Genomic DNA, 18,824 nt, shown 5'->3' with positions numbered 1-18,824 from the left:
TCAGTTGGCTTCGGTGGTTGTAAGGATGCCGGGCAGATACGCGCCTATGCAACAGGTTGCTGAAGCATTTCATAGAGGTTGCGGTAATAGCCGGCGCGGGCCATGAGTTCGTCATGGTTCCCGGAATCGACGAGTTCTCCGTGACGCATGACGAGGATGCGGTCGGCGTTGCGGATGGTGGAGAGGCGGTGGGCGATGACGATGCTGGTCCGGTTTTTCACCAGTTTGCCAAGTGCGTCCTGAATAAGCAGTTCGGTGGCGGTGTCGATGCTGGCGGTGGCTTCGTCGAGTACGAAGAGCAGATCGGGATTCTGTGCGAGGGCGCGCGCCATAGCGAGCAGCTGTTTTTGGCCCAGAGACAGTCCGCCGCCGCGTTCATTAAGTTCGGTATCGTAGCCGTTCGGCAGGTTGCGAATGAAAGAGTCCGCATTGACGGCTGTGGCGGCGCGAACGATGTCGTCGCGGGTCAGGGCAGGATTGAGCAGCGAGATATTGTCGGCAACCGACGCGGCGAAAATGAACGGATCCTGAAAAACGGTTCCGATGCGTTTGCGCAGATCCTCTTTTTTGAAATCGCGGATATCCGTTCCGCCGATGGTGATGCGGCCTTCCTTTGCATCGTAGTAGCGCCCGATCAGGTTAATGATAGTGGTTTTTCCGGATCCGGTTGCGCCGACGACGGCCAGCACCTGTCCCGGTTCAACCGCAAAGCTGATGTTCCTGAGGACGGGATTGTTTTCGGTGTAAGCGAAGGAGACATTTTCGAAGGCGATGGTTCCGTCAATTTTATCCGTGGGCTGCGGAACGTCGGGATCGTTGACCTCTTCAGGTGTGTCCATCAGCGCGAAAAGCCGCTCGGCAGAGGCCATGGCAATCTGGAATGAACCAGCCTTGTCGGACAGCGATCCGAGCGGGCGGAAAAAGTCGCGGATGTAGGCGAGGAAGGCGATCAGTGCTCCTGCGGTGAGCGGTGTTCCGCCCGCCAGCAGCCAGAGCCCGCCGGCTGCGAGAATAATGGCGATGGTGACGGCCTGTCCGGTTTCGATGACGGGGAAATAGATGCTGAACCAGCGTACCTCCTCAAAGTGCGCCAGCCGCAGGTCGTTGTTGCGTTCATCAAATTCGCTGCGGGCGGCAGACTCGCGGTTGAACAGCTGGATGGTGGTGATGCCGGTGATATCCTCCTGCGTCAGCGCATTCAGCGCGGCCTGCCGTTTGCGGATGAGGCGATTGGCGTTGCGCAGTTTGTGGTTCACAAAAAAGAGCAGGGCGAACAGCGGTGGAAGGAGCAGGAACAGAACCATCGACAGGCGCGGGCTGATCAGCAGCATGTAGCCCATGATGCCGAAGAGCATAAACAGATCAGCAACGGTGCCGGCGACGCCGTCGGTGACGAAGGCCTGCAGTCGTTCAATGTCCGACGTGACGCGGGTGAGCAGGGTGCCGACCGGCGTGCGGTCGAACCATGCCTGGTGCATGCGCAGGGCCTTGTGGAATACGTCGACGCGCAGGTCGTAGACAATCTTCTGTCCGATCCATACGGTGAGCAGCCCCTGGGCGTAGCGCAGAATGTATCCGATGAGCGTGATGACCAGATAGGTCAGGCTGATCTGTCCGAGCAGATGGATTCGGGTCGCGGCCGGGGCGGACGTGTCGAGCAGGCATTGGTCGGTCAGGTGCTTGATGAGTACCGGTAGATAGTTGATGGAGGCCGAAACGGTCAGCACCAGAACCAGGGCGAGCAGCAACCACGGCCAGTACGGCAGGGCGTAGCGCAGCAGGCGACGGGCGAGTCCGCGACTTGGATTCTTCGGGCGGCTCATCGGTCATCCTCCAGCCGTTGCTGAATTTGCTGCAGCGTGTTGAGTTCTGAATAATAGCCCGGCTGTGCGACCAGCTCGTCGTGTGTGCCGCGCTGGGTAATGCGCCCAGCTTCAATCACAATGATTTCGTCAGTGTAGCGCAGGGTGGAAATGCGGTGACTGACAAACAGGCATGTGCGGTCGTTCATGACCGGCTGAAGCTTTTGCATAATCGATGCCTCGGTGTGCGTGTCGACGGCCGAGAGTACATCGTCGAGAATCAGAATCTGAGGCCGGCGCGCCACCGCCCGGCTGATGGCGGTGCGCTGCCGCTGTCCGCCGGAGAGCGTTACTCCGCGCTCGCCGAGAACGGTTTCGTACCCGTCGGGGAAGCTTTCGGCTTCGCTGTGCAGATGGGCCACGTTCGCTGCCCAGACAATCTGCTCCGGTACGGGCTCCTCAACGCCAAACGCAATATTGTGCTGAAGCGTCTGGGAGAATAAAACCGGTTCCTGCTCGGCAAAGCCGATTTGACTGCGAAGCGTTTCGAGCGGCACTGCGCGGGCGGGGTGACCGCCAATGCGCAGTTCGCCTTCAGTCGGATCCATTAGGCGTGCGGCCATCGAAACCAGCAGGGTTTTGCCGCTGCCGGTCGGGCCGGTGATTCCGATCGTTCTTCCTTCCGGGACGCGCAGGTTGATGTCGTGCAGCAACGGCGTTCCGTCGATTGACAGTGAAACATCGTTCCAGTCGAGTGAGCCGTTCAGAGCCCGGATGGAGTGATCGGTTTGCTCCGTATCGGCAATCTGCGGCTGGACGGCGAACAGCTCCTGAACCCGTTTCCAGCTCACCTTTCCGCGCTGAAGCAGCCCGAGCATCCAGCTCATGGAAAGCAGCGGCCACTGCAGGTAGAGCAGGTATTGAAGAAACTGCACCACTACACCGACGCTCATCGTTCCGGAAATCACCTGCCGCCCGCCGAAGTAGAGCAGCATCAGTGTGCCGATGCTGAACCAGAAGGCCATCATCGGCCACAGAAACTGGCGGATCGCCTGCACGCGGATTTCCTTATTTGCCAGGTCGCGGCTGGCACCTTCGAAAAGCCGGTTGCGGCGCGGCTCCATTGCGAAGCCTTTAATGCATCGGATGCCCGCAAAGCTTTCCTGGGCAAAGTTTGACAGCTCGGACACCTGTTCCTGCAGTTCTTTCTGGCGGCGGCGGATCACATTGAAAATCAGGAAAAAGATGACCGATACCGGCATGTACAGCGCGAAAATCAGCAGGGCCAGGTTCGGAGCGATCCAGAACATCACAATGGAGGCAAAGGTCAGCGCGATGACAGCGCGGGTGCCCTGCAGAAAGCCCTGGCCGATTGCATTGCGCACCATGGTGAGGTCGGACGACATCCGCGTCATCAGATCCCCGGTGCGCTCGCCTCGGAAAAAATCCAGATCCAGCCGGGTAAGGTGGTCAAACAGGTCGCGGCGCACATCGTATTCCACCTGATGCGACATCCGCTGCGGCAGGCGGCGCAGCTGTCGCGCGAACCAGGTCGCCAGTACGGCCAGCGCCAGATAGATCAGCACATAGCGGATCAGTGCGCCGCGAGACAGTGTATTTTCTGTCAGTCCGTCGATGCCGAGTCGCATTACATACGGCATTAGCAGATTGATTCCGGCTGTCACCAGAGCGCACAACGCGGTCATCGCAATATCGTGACGATGCTGTGCGAGGTAGCGCTTCAGACTGACGGATGTTTTCTTCAAGTCCTCAAAGCTAAAGGCTTCCCGTCGAAATACAAGCGCATAGGTTCGGATTTGCCCGGAATGAGAGTCGGCAGTCCGGTAGTTTTGGGGCTTGTGGTTTCGGGTTGTGAAACGTATTTTTCGATCCTTTTTATAAAGGTGGATTATGACACGTTATTTTCTGGTTTTAAGAGTTCTGATCGTTTTCGGGTCCGCTATGTGCGTGTTTGGAGAGAATCAGCATTTCAAGCTGGCTATCGGCGCCCGTTCCAGACTGATCAGTACGCCGTATGGTGCTTTGCCGGACTCGCAGTTTTCTGAACAGGACTCCGATTCGGAATTGCGTCAGACTCACCCGGCTCATGACGGACCATGGGGCGATTTGGAATATTATATATTCTATCTTCAGCATCCAAATACGGAGGATAACGCGGAGTTGTTCTCAGAGCAGATGTATTGGTGTTTTCCGGGCCACACAGAGGCAGAGGCCATCAGGAAGCTGGAGAAGATAGGAATCAGCAAATCTGTTTTGCAGAAGAATTCTTATATGTCCATTGTTTCAAAAGAGCTTCGCATTGTTCCGACAGGTCGATTGATCATGACATTAACGCCGGAGATTCGTTCCAGACTGCGCATGCTTTTGCGGCGTTGGCCGGAAAAGAACCCGTATTATGCGTATCCAATCGTTATTGAATCCGGTGATCCGGTCAGTTGGTACACAGGTGCCGGATTGACCCTGCAAAGTGCAGAGTTAATCCGTTCTTTGTGTTATTCTCAAAAGGGAATCGTCGTTTTCAGTGATGTACCGTATGTTCTTTCCCGTATTACGGATCCGGAAGAGAGAAATAGTTTTCTGCGGTCGTTGTTCAGGACGCGCACGCTGATGCTGCGGCTGACCATCAATGATGACAGTCGTTTGAATTCTATTCGTAACTACTGGGCGATCGACAATCGTCGGAAAGAGGTCCTGCCGATTTTCAATTCAATTGCCGAGACGCGAGGCGTTGAAAAGCTGGATGTGATACACCTCCTTCCGTCTACAGCTCGAAAACGGCTTTATACTTTTCCTGAAAAGGACAGCAAGATTTATTGCCACTTAGCTTGTATGGAGTTTTATGGCATTGTTCCGGAATGGCGCGATGTGCATTCGGACGAATGGGCGGATGTGTTCAAAACGTATTTTATTCCGGCCAAAGGTGATCTCCAGTTCGGAGATGTTGTTGTTTTGTTCAATCAGGAGACGGACGAGCCGATCCATTCTACCGTTTATATCGCCGACGACATCTTCTACACAAAAAACGGTTTCCTTTCGTATCGTCCGTGGATTTTCATGTTCTGGTCCGATATTATATCCCTGTACGGGTTCAATGAGGGAACTTATGCAAAGGTCTATCGCCTTCCGTGACCGCTTGGCACGGTTTGGGTTTCCAACCCTCGAAAAAATCGGGTAGCTTTTTTTCAATGTCTGGAAAAAAGAAAATTATCTGGAGCTGCCGGGGTCGGAAAATCGACTGCGCGGAACGCACGCTGGTGATGGGAATCCTCAATGCAACACCGGATTCGTTTTCGGACGGAGGAAAGTTTAAATCTCTGGAAAAAGGTGTTGAACACGCGCTGGAGATGCTTCAGTCGGGGGCGGACATCATCGATATTGGCGGGGAATCGACCCGGCCCGGTTCAGAGCCCGTCCAGGCATTGGAAGAAATTGAGCGCACGGTTCCAATCATTGGAAAAATTCGCGAGCAGAGCAACTGTCTGATTTCGATCGATACGATGAAGGCGGAGGTCGCGCGCGCGGCGGTGGCCGCCGGCGCAGATATTATCAATGATGTCTCGGCTTGTGCTGATCCGGCAATGGCGGCTGTGGTGGCGGAGGCCGGTGCGGGGCTGGTGCTGATGCATATGCAGGGGCTGCCGCAAACCATGCAGGAGGATCCGCAGTATGGCGATGCGGTTTTCGAGGTTCGAAAGTTTCTTGAGGAGCGCATGGCGGCGGTGATGCAGCAGGGCGTGGCCGAGGAGCAGATCTGTCTGGATCCCGGCATCGGGTTCGGGAAGACGGATGAGCATAATCTGGCTTTGCTGAACAATATTCCGAACCTGGCGGCGACGGGCCGGCCGGTGCTGATCGGGGTGAGCCGCAAGAGCCTGTTTGGACGGCTGCTCGGTCGGGAGGTGCATGAGCGGCTGGCGGGCAGTCTGGCGACCGGAGTTTTTTCGGTGATGCGCGGGGCCTCGATTTTGCGGGTGCATGATGTAAAGGAATCTTGCGATGCTGTCCGGCTTGTGGATAGACTGCGTTTTCAAGGATAACGTAAATGAACTGGCTGAACGGCATAGAAAATCCCGGTGTGACCGGGTGGATTGAGATTCTGATTCTCGCGATAATTTTTTATTCGTTGCTGAAACTGTTCCGCGGTACTCGGGGGTCCGCCGTTTTTACCGGATTGATGATTCTCCTTGCCGGGTTGATTCTGGTGACGGAGTTGAGCAATCTGACAACGCTTAGCTGGCTGTTGCAGAAACTGGTGGGATTTTCTACGTTTGCATTGATTGTGATTTTTCATCCTGAAATCCGCCGGGCTCTGGCCCGGATCGGTCGGCAGGAGAATTTTGTAGCATCCAAGGCGCGCAAGATCCTTGCGGATCCGATTGCCGATGCGGTGCAACTGCTTGCGGCTCGTAAAATCGGTGCACTGATTGCCATTGAGCGGTCGGTGGAAACCAAGGCCATCCAGGATACGGGAACGCCGTTGAACAGCGAGGTGACTGCAGAGTTGCTGGCGGCACTGTTTTATCCCGGTGCACCCTTGCACGATGGAGGGGTGATTATCAGTGAGGACCGCGTTGCGGCTGCCGGGTGCGTGTTCCCTTTGACGCAGAATGATGATATTGCCCGCAATCTGGGAACTCGTCATCGCGCAGCGATTGGCATGACGGAAGAGTCGGATACGATTGTCGTGGTGGTTTCGGAGGAGACTGGAGTGATATCCATTGCTTACAACGGCCGACTGAAACGCGGATTTGACGGTGCGCACCTGCGCCGAATTCTTTCGACGTTCCTCGGGCGAGAAACCGGCGGCCTGCGCCGGATGACCCGACGCAACAATTCTGAGCGGGGCCAGATGAGCTTTATTTTCGGAGAGGGGTCTGATGGGCGATAGACTCAAATCGATGTTTGAGCGTTTAGCCGGGGTCAGTCTGGCTCCGTTCTGGGGCACCATGAGCCGTAACTGGATTCTGAAGCTGATTTGTCTGGTGCTGGCTTTTGCGGTTTGGCAGGGGGTTCGTGAAAGCACCAGCTATGAAGTGGTGGTGCAGGATGTGCCGGTTACAATTACCGCCGGACCGGGCCTCGCGGTGCTGGACCAGTCTACGGATGTTGTGAGTATTCGCTTTCGTGGTTCTCGGGATGATATTCGCTTTATCAGTCGCGATCAGGTGTCGGTTGAAATGGATATCGCGGATCGTTCCGGTCGGCTGCGGCAGACCATCAAGTTTTCATCACGTTATGTAAAAGCTCCTTCCCGTGCACATGCAGTGCTGTTTCAGCCATCGGAAGTGACTGTGACAATTGACCGCGAGGTGGAGAGGGTCCTGCCTGTGAAAGCCTCTCTGGAAGGTGAACTGCCGGAGGGGATCCAGCTGGAACAGACTGTCTGCGAGCCGGCATCGGTCCGGGTTCGTGGTGCGGAGCGCCGATTGATAAATCTGGAGCAGGTCCGCACGGTTCCCATCAGTCTGGACGGCCGCTACAATTCGTTTAAAACCCATGTGAATATTGCTTCGGATGGACAGGCGTGGGTTGCTATGCCGGACCGGGTATCTGTGGATTTAATATTGGAGGAACACTTTGCGGTGCGTCGGGTTGAGAAAAGCCTGGTACGCCCATTGCTGGCTTCTGATGATACAAGAGTTGTCAAAATCCGGCCCGACCGGGTGGATGTGGTTTTGAAAGGCAGTCCTCAGCGTATTGAGGCGCTGGATACCAAAGATATCTATACTTATATTGATTGCACGGAACTGACAGAACCCACAGAGTATGAAATGCCGGTGCGTGTAGATCTGCCGTCCGGTATTCAGGTGGAAAAAATAGAACCGTCTGTTGTGCAGGTGACGGTTAAAACGTTGTGATGTTTATGATGCGCTTGTTTCTGATTGTTTTGTTTGAATTGGTTTTAGTGGTTGCCGTTTCGGCGCAGGGGTTGCCGATTGAGCCGGTGGTTACCAATAAGCTCCCGGAGGGAAGCATTACGTTGCCGACGGGGCCTCAGAGTTCCAGTGCGCAGCCGGTTCATATTTTAACCGATGATTCGCGCCGTTCAGAAACGGAGGAGAAGGCCGAGTCCATCAATGCGGGTCGGAATACAAAAGCATCGTTTCTGCTGTCTACCGGTATCGAATATGCAGACGAAGGTGAATTTGAAGAGGCGGAACGGGCGTATCTCCGTGCTTTAGAGGTTCATCCCGACGATGAGCAGACATTGATGCGTCTCGGCTCGCTTTATGTGCAAATGGACCGGTTTAAAGACGCTGTGGCTATGTTTCAGAAGCAATTGGAACTGGAGCCGGAAAATCCGTTGGCGCATAACAATCTGGCTTGGTGTTATGCGATTGGTCCGGAGGTGCGGAGCGTTTCTTTGGCTTTGCGGCACAGCCGCGAAGCTCTTCTGTTTGCTCCGACTATGCCGTCCGTGTGGAATACTCTTGCTGAAGCCTATTATGTTTCCGGGGATTATGACAAAGCGTTGCGTTCTGCCGAACAGGCACTGCTTTTGTTGGAGCGAATCGAAGGGGATCACGAAGAATCTCTGCGTTCATTTCAGGAGCAGCTGTCTAAAATCAAACTCGCGAAAGAAGCGTCGGATATGCTGAAGGGGTTCAAGAGAGACCAATAATCAATCCCAGATGCTGCCTTTGATTTTAGGCATGAAATCATCCGAAAACGGGTCGGCTTTATAGGCGGGCGAGGCTTTTCGGACTTTTTCAATCGGGGACAGTTGCTGTGTTTCCTGATCTTTCCATGACGGGCGTAAGCTGCGCGGTGCTGTTGGGGAAACTCCAGAGTTCACGTTCCTGTTGTAAGTAGAGATGCTGGAGGGACTCTGTGTTTCAGAATATGGTTGTATGCCGAATGTTGATATGGATGATTTCCGGGATGAAAAGAGTCCTTCGGAAGCTTCCTGTTGCTCCTTTTCTCTTCTGCCTGACAGGCTGAACGGGCTGACGGGACGTTCTTTTGCGGATCCGAACAGCCCGCGCCGGGATTCATCGCTGGTTTGATCCGAGGAAGATTGGACAGAAAGACGGTCCTTTAGCGACTGATTGTATCCTTTTAGATCAGAAAAAGGAGACTCTTGCCTCGATTGGAATGTATTATTGAATCTTTGTTCCTGTGCGGAGACCTCTTTCAGGGCGTCCTGTTCCAATCGAATGCTTTTTTGTCGCTCCAGTTCATTTTCAACCCATGATGGTTCTTCTGAATCAACCGTATCTTCTGCTAATGCTGTATTGTCGAGCAGCGCCGGGGTCAGCCAGTTGCGCTCTTCCTGCGGTCGGGATCTGGGAGCAGACATTCGCGGAGCGGCCGGGCCTCGGGAGGGACGCGCCAAGCTGTGATCGAGCTCTTTTTCAATCTTCCGGAGTTTTTCATCCAGCGCTTTATCTTCTTCGCTCTGTTCTTCAGGGACGGCCAGATTCTGGTTTTGCAGATTGGCTTGTGTTGAATAGTTGTACCGCTGAGTTTTCTTTTTCAATGCCGCCAATGCGGAATCCAGTCCGTCATCAGCAATTGCGGAACCAAAAAAAACCGCTGTCAGAACAGCACTCTGTACAATTCGTTTCATAGAGCGGAAATACTACGCCTCCTGTAAAATATCGTCAATGTACTGTTAGACCGGGTTGGTTGCCATTTGTTCATTCGCCTGCTATCGTTTTCGGAATGATTCGGCTTCTTACATTCTGTTTGTTGCTTATCACAGCCGTTTCTGTGACCGGGACTGTTTCTGAATTCAGGATTGATCAGGACCGTCTGTGGCTGCAGGTGGAAAATGAGCCACTGAATACTCTGCTGGCACATTTTTCCGCCGCGGGCATCAATGTGGAAATGGATCCTGGAGTGCAGAAATCGGTTTCCGGAAATTGGCAGGGCGTTGATCTGGAAAAAGCTCTGGGCGACCTGATTGTCCCCACGATTATTTTCTCGACTGGCGGCGCCAAAGCAGTCCGCTCGGCAGCCGTATTGTTCTCAACGGAATTCGCGTTTATCGTAAAGGCTTTCCCGAGCAAACGGAGCCTTTGGGAATTTCCCGTCGGGTAGTAACCGCCATCGACGGGCATACCCGTTATCTCGCCCGTGAAATTCTGGTTGGGTTCGGGCTCGGAACATCCATGGAAGACCTGCAGGCTTTTCTCGCCCGCACTGGCGGTACCGTCATGGAAGCCAGCGAAACACTTGGTGTCTACCGGATTTTATTGCCGGAAAACATCAATGTTCCTGAGCTCGCCGAACAGCTTGCCAATGACCCCGCCATCTCTCTCGCTGAACCCAACTATGTGTATGATCTGCCCGAGCTTTTGCCCGGCGGAACCTCGACGGGCGAGAAACCTCAGTGGATTCCACCGTCCGGCAACGGAGAAATGGCCGTAGCCGTTCTCGATTCCGGTTTGATTGCCGATGAAGCGCTGAGTTCCGCTGTGCTCAGTGCGTATGACGCCACCAACCCGAATGCGCCGCTCACTGCGGATGCTGTGGGTCACGGAACCCTAATGGCCAAACTCGCCGCCGGACTGGTTGATCCGTACCGTACGCCGGTGGGAGAGGGGGTGCCGGTCGTGATTGTCAAAGCTTTTGCCGATGACGGCTCGGCCGACTCATACACCCTCATGAATGCCATGACGCATGCCGTTGAAAACAGTTCCGGTCCCGTCAGCCTCAGTTGGGGAACCGAAACCCCCAGCAAATTCATTGAGACTGCTGTGCGCTATGCCATCAACAGCGGTTCGCCCGTTTTTGCCGCTGTCGGCAATGAAAATACCGGTCGTTCCATATATCCCGCCGCTTATCCCGGTGTCATCGGCGTTGCCGCCGGAACTGCAGACGGGCAGTACACCGAGTATTCAAACCGCGGAAATTTTGTCGACATTATCGCTCCCGGATCCGCCGGCGGATCGCAGGGTACCTCCGTTGCCACAGCGTATGTTTCTCACGTCGCCGGGCTCTACATGCAGCACAACCCCAACGCTTCTGCCTCGGACACCGTCGCCGCACTTATTGAAGCTGCCGGTGATGACCGCTACCTTTCCGAAGACGAGGTTCGCCATCTCCTCGCTAAATAATTGGAAAAACTGGATTGTTCAGAATGATTTTCGGCCGGCATAAACGGAAATCGGATAGGAAAACCAGATTGCTTCGTTTTGTTTCCGGGCATTAATTCCAAGTGCATTTTTCCCGATGTCGTTGGTGATCATTTTGCGCAAGTGCACTTCGTCGCCCGGTTCGGGAAACGAAGCATTCAGCTGGGCTTCCAGTTCCACGTCCACCGAATAGCCGCACTGCCGGCATTCTGTTAAGCCGAACGATTTGAACCAATTGTCCAGCTCACCGGTTTTTAATACACGGGTATGGGACGAATCGCGCAGTTTTTCCATTCGGTCGTATGCTTCCGCCTTGTCTGCAGGCAGAACGGCATCGGCCACCAGGATTCGGCCGCCGGGCCGGCAGACGCGAATCATTTCGCTCAGCACATTGCGCGGGTGCAGAAAATGGTGGAAACTGTAGCGGGTGATGACCAGAGAGAAGCTTTCGCTGCCATAAGGCAGTGGATCAACGGTTCCGGTTTTCCAGCTGATGTTCTTCAGATCTTCTTCCTGTTGACGTTTCTGAGCCTGATCAATCATTGCCTGTGTGATGTCGATTCCTTCGATGTGCTGTACCTGCGGAGCAAAAGCGCAGGCAACCAGACCGGGACCGCAGGCCACATCCAGTGCCTGATCATCTTTATGCGGCTGCGACAGTTCAGTCAGCATTTCAATTGCGCTCAGATGGCCGGGCAGTTCAGTAAACGGAACGGCCTGTTTGGAAAACTGATCAATGATTTGTCGCTTATGTTCTTTTTCGGTCGATTTCATGGGGTCCTCCTCAATGTTCAGGGAAATAATAGGTGGTAATTATCGGTCTGTCTCACGATAATAAGACAATGAATATGTCAAAAGAGACATCTTTGCCGCCGGTTGAGACTGGATTTATCGAAGATTCGTCCCGTCCCGTCATTTCGTATTGCGCAGAAGTCAAAAATGCGGTTTGTGCTGCGTCGCACGCTCATCCGCGGGCTCAGGTCATCTTTGCGAACCGGGGTGTTATGCGGGTTATTACAAAGGAAAACACCTGGCTGGTTCCCCCGGCTCAGGCTGTATGGATTCCTTCTCAGGTTCAGCATCAGGTTTATTTTCCCGGAGCTGTGTCCATACGCAATCTGTTCATTGATTCGACCGCCGCAGCGTCACTGCCGGAACAATGTATGGTTTTCAATGTCACTCCTTTGTTACGGGAGCTGATTCTGCGCGTCGGCGAGACCGAAGGACGCATGGAGCGGAGCCATCTGACCGCCCGGCTTATGCAGGTGATATTGGATGAACTGCAGCAGATAAAACCGGCCCGGCTTAATCTGCCGATGAGTGATGATGTACGTTTGCATAAGATCATGGTCAATCTGATCCATTCTCCTGACGATAACCGTACACTCGACGAATGGGCCCAAACTGCGGGTGCGGTATCTCGTACGCTGTCCCGGCTTTTTTTGCGGGAGACCGGAATGACCTTTGGCGAGTGGCGTACGCGGCTTCGGTTGCTTGAAGCAATTGATCGTCTCAGCCAGGGGCAGTCCGTAACGCAGGTGGCTTTTGATCTCGGCTATCAGAATCTCAGTGCTTTCATTGCTATGTTTCGCAAAACACTCGGCACCACGCCGGGCCGGTTTTTCCAAACCCTGGAAAAGGGCCGATTCTAGCCGTGATAATCGTCCAATGGTTGGAAAAATGAAGCGTCTCTATGCAATAGGGTTCCAATGATTGAAAAAGCCGGTATGATGGGCGGCTGTGAAAAACCAAATCCAGATGCTTCCGGATCATGTGATCAATAAGATCGCGGCGGGAGAAGTAATTGAACGCCCGGCTTCTGTCATGAAGGAGCTGATGGAAAACGCGCTCGATGCCGGTGCGACCCAGATCGATGTGGAGGTCGTGCGCGGCGGCATGCAGCTGATTGCGATTTCCGATAACGGCTCCGGTATGGATCGCGACAATGCGCTGATGGCGATCGAACGCCATGCGACCAGCAAGATCCGCACGGCCGAAGAGGTTGAAGCCGTTGCGACACTTGGCTTCCGCGGCGAGGCGCTTTCCTCAATTTCCGCTGTTTCGCGTTTTGCGCTGATTACCCGTCCGCATGATGAGGTGAGCGGAACGGAAATCCGGGTGGCGGGCGGAAAACTGCAGGATGTGGCCGATGCGGGCTGTCCGCCCGGTACGCGCTTCGAAATCCGTAACCTGTTTTTTAATGTACCTGCGCGGCGTAAGTTTCTGCGGACAGAAGCGACCGAGCTGGCGCAGATCCGCCAGCTGTTTGCGGTCTATGCTCTGGCGCACCCGGAAACGGGCCTTTCATTGGTTTCCGACGGACGCGAACTCTATAAACTGCCCGGCGGCGGATCGCTGGCCGACCGCATTGCCGAGTTGTACAACCCGTCCTTTTTCAGCCATCTGCGTGAACTCGATTTCGAAGCCGACACGATAAAAGTGACCGGATTTGCCGGACTGCCGCAGACGGGCCGCAAGGATCGGTCCGATCAATACATATTCATTAACGGTCGTCCGGCCGCTGCGCCGGTGATTTATCATGCCATCAACGAAGCTTACCATTCTGTGCTGGCCCGTGGGCGGCATCCGTCGGCATTCATTTTTATTGAGACAGCCCCCGACGCTGTGGATGTGAATGTGCATCCGGCTAAAAAAGAAGTTCGGTTCCGCCGTCCCGCGGCCGTGCGTGACTGTGTGATTGCAGCGATTGAAAAAGCGCTGGCGCTGAACGCGCCAATCGAAGAAAAGCGGGCACCGAGTTTTGCGTTCGATAAACCCGCGCCCGCGCCTCGCCTGATTAAGCAGCATGAGTTGGATATTGAGATGCCGAGTCATAGAGCTCCAAAGGCACAAAGCTCCAGAGGCACAGGGGAGCCGGGGAAAGAAATTCCGGAGACGCCGCCGGAAAGAAGGAACGATGAGGTCGCACCCGTAGAAACAGTCCATCCCGAGCAGGAAGGGGCGCACAGTGCCCCGTGGCAGTGGTGCCGGGTGCTGGGACAGGCAGGCGGTACGTATGCCGTGCTCGAAACAGAAGACGGAGTGGTGCTCATGGATCCGCAGGCTGCGCATGAACGGGTTCTCTTCGAAAAATTTATGCGTGACATTATATCCGGTTCACCGGCGCAGCAGCGGCTTTTGACGCCGGAGACCATTGAGCTGATGCCGGCTGATGCGGAAGCGTTGCGCCGACAGGTTCCGGCGCTGGAGGAGATGGGGTTCGGAGTTTCCGACTTCGGACAGGACACCTTTCTGGTGGACGCCCTGCCGGTGCATCTGCAGGAGGGATCGCCGCTGGTCATCCTCAGCGGCATTGCCAAAGCACTCGACAAGGGAGGCGCTGCCGCGCGCGCGACGCGTGAGGCACTGCGTGAAACGGTGGGGCAGGCGGCCTGCCGGGCTGCTGTACGCGCGGGGGACAGCCTCACGATCAAAGAGCTTGAAAAGCTGGTTTCCGATTTGGCGAAAACGGAAATGCCCTACACCTGCCCGCACGGACGTCCAACGTTGATTTTTCAAAGCTTTACGGAACTTAATCGCAAGTTCGGGCGCAGTTAATTCTGTTCCGCAGTCAGAAGGTGTTTGCGGGCTTTCTCATAACGCGCCCGTTCATCAGACGTCATGGCGTCAAAGGTTAGCTGCTGAAGATGATGATAGGGGGCCTCTGCATGTGAAAGAAGATGGAGAGTCCCTTTGAGAATGTGCGCGGCACATCGGCGATAGTGGGTTGCCATTTTTGCAGAGGTGTCTTCAGAGCCTAAAAAGGTGGTCAAATTTGAGTCCTTCGAATTCACCGATCTCTGACGACGAAGCATTCGAGTGATGGATTGCGTGTTATCAACACACGCATCGAGAAAATAGGAAAAACGAAGGTCTTTGTCGGTGGTTTCGTTCGACTGATTGGCCGCATTGGCGTGGTGAAGCGCATCCTGAAAGAGTGCGAGCGCTTTTAGGACGGTTTCATGCTGGTCTTCCAGATCTTTGTGGGTTGGAAGCTCTTGGATCAGTTGCTTGGCCTGTTCGTAAAACACATCCCGCCGTGCGAGATGAACCGGACGGTTCAAGTGGAACGGATCAACATTCATAAATGTTTTCTATCACAATCAAAAGATTTGCACAAAAGAAATGTCTTATGTTGATCGTGAGGATAAAGACATCACGGTGATGAGAGTTTTGTCCTGTTTCCATTGCACATGGTAGTCGCAAAGAGTCGTCCCGAAGATTCGGTCTGGGTCATTGACCTGATACGCCGGGCGCGGATTGTAGCTGAGAACGTCACGGATCAACTGCTGTTGTTCTTTTTCCAATGTTTGGAAAACGGCGTCGGCTTCCGGTTGAAAGATAACGGTGTTTTCCGGTAGCGGGGCGGCGTTGGCAAAGGCGCCGTTTGCGTTGGGAATGGAGTCGGCGTAGGGAATGTAGGGTTTGATGTCCAGCACCGGCGTTCCGTCGAGAAAATCGCCGCCGGACAGTTGCAGGGTTGTGCCGGTAACATGTTTCAGTTCAACCACAGAGAGACCGATCGGATTGGGTCGAAACGGCGAGCGGGTGGCGAATACACCGATGCGGGTGTTGCCGCCGAGCCGCGGAGGTCTTACCGTCGGCTGGAATGTGGTGGTGATGCTTTCGTGAAAGGCGAAGACGATCCAAAGATGAGAAAATTCCTCAATTCCGCGCAATGCTTCCTGCACGTTGTAGGGCGGGAGAAGTTCCAGGGCCGCTGTGGCGCTCTTGATCAGACCTGCCTGCCGCGGGATTCCAAACTTTTCCTCGAAACAGGAATGAATAATGCCAATCGGTTCAATGTTCATGAGTTCACATTATTAAAAATTTGCGGTTTCAAAACAATAAACGAGAATGAAGGCCGTTAAATGATCATGAATGCCAAACAAATCATTGTGTTGCTGCTGTTTTCCGCAGGCTGTTTTGCGGAAGAGGTCAGGACGTGGGATATTGGCGGGGTGATGCGCGAGGCGCTGGTCTGCTTCCCGGAAGATGTCGGAACCCCGCCGCTGGTGTTTGTATTTCATGGGCACGGCGGGAATATGCGAAATACCTTTCGTAAGTTTGCCATTCAGGACCAGTGGCCGGAGGCGGCCGTTATTTATATGCAGGGGCTGCCGACGCCCGGACAGCTGACCGATCCGGAAGGCAAACGAAACGGATGGAACTGCGATCCGAATGATCGCATCAACCGTGATCTTAAATTCTTCGACGCGGTCTATGCGTCACTGCAAGACCGGATCGATACGAATCGTGTGTACTGCACCGGGCACTCCAATGGCGGAAGTTTCACCTATATGCTCTGGGGCGTGCGCGGCGATCTGTTTGCCGCTATCGCTCCGTCCGGGGCTCTTAATCCGAAAGTGATCGGGAAGATTCAGCCGCTTCCGGTTTTGCACATTGCCGGAGAGAACGATCCGTTGGTTAAGTTCAGCTGGCAGGATAAAATGATGAAAGTGGTTCAGCGTGTGAACGGCTGTTCGTCACAAGGAGAGCCGTGGCCATCTGCCGGTGACTTGACCGGGACGCTTTATCCATCTTCCGGCGGTACGCCGCTGGTGACGCTGATTCATTCAGGTGGACACCAGTTTCCTTCCGAGGCGCCGGAGCTGATGGTTCGTTTTTTCAAGCAGCATTCCCGGAAATAAGCGGGCTACATTGTTTTCAGTGGTGCGGTGTCTGCTCTGGAGAGGATCACTTCAACCGTTTTTTCGGTCTCAGTCAGAATCAGGCGGCGGAGAATTTTGAGGTAACCCCGCTCGGTTTCGGTATGACCGCAGAGAATAACGGACGTTCCGCGTTCGACCGCGTCGAGTACATCGTGGTGCTTCATTTCTCCGGTCAGATAGCAGTCTGCTTTGATTTCCTTCAATGCGCTGATTCCGGCTCCGGCGCACAGGGCGATGGTCTTGATGGGACGATCGTTTGCCTGGGCCGTTTGAACCTGGTTGATGTGTAGAAACTCTCTGATGCGTTTTCCAAGGGTTGGAAGTTTTACGGGCGCGGCCAGCTCAACAATACGCGCTCCGCCGGTTTCTGCGCAGTAGAGATCTCCTTCGCCAAGGGAGTCGGCCAGCCAGTCGTTCACGCCGCCGGGAGCGGCATCGAGCGCTGTGTGCGGAGAGTAAACAGCAATATCGTGCTGGATCAGCCGCATGGCGCTGTGCGCCTGCGGATCTGATTTTTGCAGCTTTTGGAATCCGCCGAAAAAAAGAGGGTGGTAGGTGACGATTGCATCGGCTTTTTTCTGAACGGCTTCGCGGGCGACGGCGTCTGTCAGGTCGACTGCAAGCAGGACCTTGCTGATTTCCCGGGTTTTGAGCGGTTCGATCAGCAGCCCGGGGTTGTCCCAGCTTTCTGCCAGCTCGAGAGGTGCAATTTCTTCCAAGGTTTGGATCAAAGTTTTCAGTTTCATGACTTGGATTGTAAAGATCACCCGGTAAGATCGCAAGCAGAGCTTGACGGAGGAGAGTGCAAACATTACCGTTCTTGTAATGTTTTAAGCAGAAAGAAGGAGAGAATTATGAAGAAGTTCAAATGTGCGGCCTGTGGATATATTCACGACGGCGAAGAAGCTCCCGAAAAATGCCCGAAATGCGGAGCCCCGAAAGATCAGTTTGTCCTGCTTGACGATGCAGCGTCATCTTTGGTCGAACGTTCGCGTCACAGCAACGCGTTGCATGCAGAGGTCATTGCGCTGGCTCGCCAGCTCGAAGATATCTGCAATGACGGAATCGAAGATGAACTCGATCCCGGCTGCGTGGATGTGTTCACCAAATCCCGTGCGATGGCCTGGAAGATCATGAAGCTTTCCATGACCGAAGTGCAGGGCCACATGGGCAAAGGCAAATGGGGCTGATGAGAAGGCTATAGGCTGAAGGCCTTAGGCTTTTAGGGCGCGCCGGATTCATTCCGCCGCGCCTTTTTCTTGATTCTATCAAGTAAATATCCTTTTATCCGAAAAAGCGGATAAATGGATTATGGAAAATCTTCTGGATGTATTTAAGGCCCTGAGTGACGAGGCGCGGCTGCGGATTTTACGGGCCGTCGAGATCGCGGAGCTGTCGGTGGCGGAAATTGTGACGGCGCTGAAAATGCCGCAGTCTTCGGTGAGCCGTCATCTGAAACCGCTGCGCGACAGCGGCCTGCTGGAAACCCGTCGCGAAGGAACGTCGGTGTATTATCGCCGCGGTCCGGTTTTTCAGGATGCCTCGTTTGCGCAGCTGTTGAGCGAGAAGCTGGCGGAGCTGCGCGGGGCGAGCCGCGACCGCGCGGCGGTTGATAAGGTGCTCGATCAGCGCCGCAAAGAGAGCACCAAGTTTTTTGACGAAATTGCCGGGCGCTACGGTTCGCTTACAGAACCGGGCGGGGGCTGGCGCGGAATGGCTGCTGCGCTTGCTGCCGGATTCAGCGGAAAAACAGTGGCGGATATCGGCTGCGGTGAGGGCGATTTGACGCTGCTGCTGGCCCGCTTTGCAAAACGGGTGACGGCGATAGATCTCTCCGCTCAGATGCTGCGGGTTGTGCAGGAACGTTCGGCGGAAGCCGGAGTGGCCGGCCGTGTGGCCGCGGAAAAGGGGGATCTTGAGAAACTGCCGCTGAAAGCGAACAGCGAAGACGCGGTGTTTGTCAGCCAGGTACTTCATCATGCGGCACGTCCCGGTCGGGCACTGAAAGAGGCGGCACGGACTTTAAAGCCGGACGGTCAGCTGATTTTGCTCGATCTGTCGCGGCACGAACAGGAGTGGGTGCGCGACGAGTGGGCGGACCAATGGCTGGGATTTGACGAAAAAGAACTGCGCGGCTGGCTGAAGGAAGCCGGGCTGAAAATAAAAATTTTCCAAACATTGGAAGGGCCGGAGACGGCTTTTTCGGTGTTGATGGTTGTTGCTGAGAAACAGAAATAAACGGAGCAAAT

Annotated in this window: 19 protein-coding genes; 12 read left to right on the top strand and 7 right to left on the bottom strand. The window is 54.5% G+C overall.

Annotated elements, in window-relative coordinates; genetic code table 11:
* Positions 1 to 44 precede the first annotated feature (44 nt).
* Positions 45 to 1,823 (bottom strand): ABC transporter ATP-binding protein, encoded by a 1,779-nt coding sequence (locus GT409_RS03940; RefSeq protein ID WP_160627145.1) that lies wholly within the window; start codon positions 1,821 to 1,823, stop codon positions 45 to 47.
* Positions 1,820 to 3,568 carry an ABC transporter ATP-binding protein gene (locus GT409_RS03935; protein ID WP_160627143.1) on the bottom strand — a complete coding sequence of 583 codons (1,749 nt, stop codon included), beginning with the start codon at positions 3,566 to 3,568 and terminating at the stop codon, positions 1,820 to 1,822. The genes GT409_RS03940 and GT409_RS03935 overlap by 4 nt, the downstream gene beginning before the upstream one ends.
* A 145-nt stretch (positions 3,569 to 3,713) precedes the next feature.
* On the opposite strand from GT409_RS03935, the gene GT409_RS03930 reads away from it, so the two are divergent.
* The 5 genes from GT409_RS03930 to GT409_RS03910 are packed head-to-tail and all read left to right on the top strand — an operon-like array spanning position 3,714 to position 8,445.
* Positions 3,714 to 4,952 carry a hypothetical protein gene (locus GT409_RS03930; RefSeq protein ID WP_160627141.1) on the top strand — a complete coding sequence of 413 codons (1,239 nt, stop codon included), beginning with the start codon at positions 3,714 to 3,716 and terminating at the stop codon, positions 4,950 to 4,952.
* Positions 4,953 to 5,008: 56 nt separating this feature from the next.
* Positions 5,009 to 5,860: a dihydropteroate synthase gene (gene folP / locus GT409_RS03925; RefSeq protein WP_160627139.1), complete on the top strand. Its 852-nt coding sequence runs from the start codon at positions 5,009 to 5,011 to the stop codon at positions 5,858 to 5,860.
* 5 nt (positions 5,861 to 5,865) lie between these two features.
* A complete protein-coding gene (cdaA, locus tag GT409_RS03920) occupies positions 5,866 to 6,711 on the top strand; it encodes a diadenylate cyclase CdaA (protein ID WP_160627137.1) in 846 nt (281 codons plus the stop codon).
* Complete coding sequence (locus tag GT409_RS03915; RefSeq protein ID WP_160627135.1) at positions 6,701 to 7,681, top strand: CdaR family protein; 981 nt, start codon at positions 6,701 to 6,703, stop codon at positions 7,679 to 7,681. The genes cdaA and GT409_RS03915 overlap by 11 nt, the downstream gene beginning before the upstream one ends.
* Positions 7,682 to 7,686: 5 nt before the next feature.
* Positions 7,687 to 8,445 carry a tetratricopeptide repeat protein gene (locus tag GT409_RS03910; protein WP_160627133.1) on the top strand — a complete coding sequence of 253 codons (759 nt, stop codon included), beginning with the start codon at positions 7,687 to 7,689 and terminating at the stop codon, positions 8,443 to 8,445.
* On the opposite strand, the gene GT409_RS03905 is transcribed toward GT409_RS03910, so the two are convergent.
* Positions 8,446 to 9,393, bottom strand: coding sequence for a hypothetical protein (locus GT409_RS03905; protein WP_160627131.1), 948 nt, complete (start codon positions 9,391 to 9,393; stop codon positions 8,446 to 8,448).
* A gap of 143 nt (positions 9,394 to 9,536) precedes the next feature.
* Here GT409_RS03905 and GT409_RS03900 point away from each other — a divergent pair, with 143 nt between their 5' ends.
* Together GT409_RS03900 and GT409_RS03895 are read left to right on the top strand one after the other, a co-directional pair.
* The gene (locus tag GT409_RS03900; protein WP_160627129.1) at positions 9,537 to 9,866 is read left to right on the top strand and encodes a hypothetical protein; all 330 of its coding nucleotides are present in this window, start codon (positions 9,537 to 9,539) and stop codon (positions 9,864 to 9,866) included.
* Positions 9,845 to 10,885, top strand: a complete 1,041-nt coding sequence (locus GT409_RS03895; RefSeq protein WP_160627127.1) for a S8 family peptidase — start codon at positions 9,845 to 9,847, stop codon at positions 10,883 to 10,885. Before GT409_RS03900 ends, GT409_RS03895 begins: the two co-directional genes overlap by 22 nt.
* A gap of 18 nt (positions 10,886 to 10,903) precedes the next feature.
* Here the strand turns inward: GT409_RS03895 and GT409_RS03890 are convergent, their stop codons facing one another.
* Positions 10,904 to 11,677, bottom strand: a complete 774-nt coding sequence (locus tag GT409_RS03890; protein WP_160627125.1) for a class I SAM-dependent methyltransferase — start codon at positions 11,675 to 11,677, stop codon at positions 10,904 to 10,906.
* A 74-nt stretch (positions 11,678 to 11,751) separates the two neighbouring features.
* On the opposite strand from GT409_RS03890, the gene GT409_RS03885 reads away from it, so the two are divergent.
* Positions 11,752 to 12,555 carry an AraC family transcriptional regulator gene (locus tag GT409_RS03885; protein ID WP_233231608.1) on the top strand — a complete coding sequence of 268 codons (804 nt, stop codon included), beginning with the start codon at positions 11,752 to 11,754 and terminating at the stop codon, positions 12,553 to 12,555.
* Between the two features lie 88 nt (positions 12,556 to 12,643).
* Positions 12,644 to 14,461 (top strand): DNA mismatch repair endonuclease MutL, encoded by a 1,818-nt coding sequence (gene mutL, locus GT409_RS03880; RefSeq protein WP_160627120.1) that lies wholly within the window; start codon positions 12,644 to 12,646, stop codon positions 14,459 to 14,461.
* On the opposite strand, the gene GT409_RS03875 is transcribed toward mutL, so the two are convergent.
* Together GT409_RS03875 and tsaA are read right to left on the bottom strand one after the other, a co-directional pair.
* Positions 14,458 to 14,988 (bottom strand): hypothetical protein, encoded by a 531-nt coding sequence (locus GT409_RS03875; RefSeq protein ID WP_160627118.1) that lies wholly within the window; start codon positions 14,986 to 14,988, stop codon positions 14,458 to 14,460. The two genes, mutL and GT409_RS03875, sit on opposite strands and share 4 nt — an antisense overlap.
* Before the next feature lie 45 nt (positions 14,989 to 15,033).
* Positions 15,034 to 15,714: a tRNA (N6-threonylcarbamoyladenosine(37)-N6)-methyltransferase TrmO gene (tsaA, locus tag GT409_RS03870; protein WP_160627116.1), complete on the bottom strand. Its 681-nt coding sequence runs from the start codon at positions 15,712 to 15,714 to the stop codon at positions 15,034 to 15,036.
* Between the two features lie 66 nt (positions 15,715 to 15,780).
* On the opposite strand from tsaA, the gene GT409_RS03865 reads away from it, so the two are divergent.
* The gene (locus GT409_RS03865) at positions 15,781 to 16,554 is read left to right on the top strand and encodes an alpha/beta hydrolase family esterase (protein ID WP_233231607.1); all 774 of its coding nucleotides are present in this window, start codon (positions 15,781 to 15,783) and stop codon (positions 16,552 to 16,554) included.
* A gap of 5 nt (positions 16,555 to 16,559) precedes the next feature.
* Here the strand turns inward: GT409_RS03865 and GT409_RS03860 are convergent, their stop codons facing one another.
* Complete coding sequence (locus tag GT409_RS03860) at positions 16,560 to 17,321, bottom strand: Nif3-like dinuclear metal center hexameric protein (protein WP_160627114.1); 762 nt, start codon at positions 17,319 to 17,321, stop codon at positions 16,560 to 16,562.
* Between the two features lie 108 nt (positions 17,322 to 17,429).
* Between GT409_RS03860 and GT409_RS03855 the strand changes: the two genes are divergently transcribed.
* Both GT409_RS03855 and GT409_RS03850 read left to right on the top strand, forming a co-directional pair.
* Positions 17,430 to 17,765 carry a rubredoxin-like domain-containing protein gene (locus tag GT409_RS03855; protein WP_160627112.1) on the top strand — a complete coding sequence of 112 codons (336 nt, stop codon included), beginning with the start codon at positions 17,430 to 17,432 and terminating at the stop codon, positions 17,763 to 17,765.
* A gap of 121 nt (positions 17,766 to 17,886) precedes the next feature.
* Positions 17,887 to 18,813 (top strand): ArsR/SmtB family transcription factor, encoded by a 927-nt coding sequence (locus GT409_RS03850; RefSeq protein ID WP_160627110.1) that lies wholly within the window; start codon positions 17,887 to 17,889, stop codon positions 18,811 to 18,813.
* Positions 18,814 to 18,824: the final 11 nt, after the last annotated feature.

Source organism: Tichowtungia aerotolerans (assembly GCF_009905215.1).
GTDB lineage: Bacteria > Verrucomicrobiota > Kiritimatiellia > Kiritimatiellales > Tichowtungiaceae > Tichowtungia > Tichowtungia aerotolerans.
Note: the sequence above shows the minus strand (reverse complement) of the source record. Positions and strands in the feature narration are given on the sequence as shown.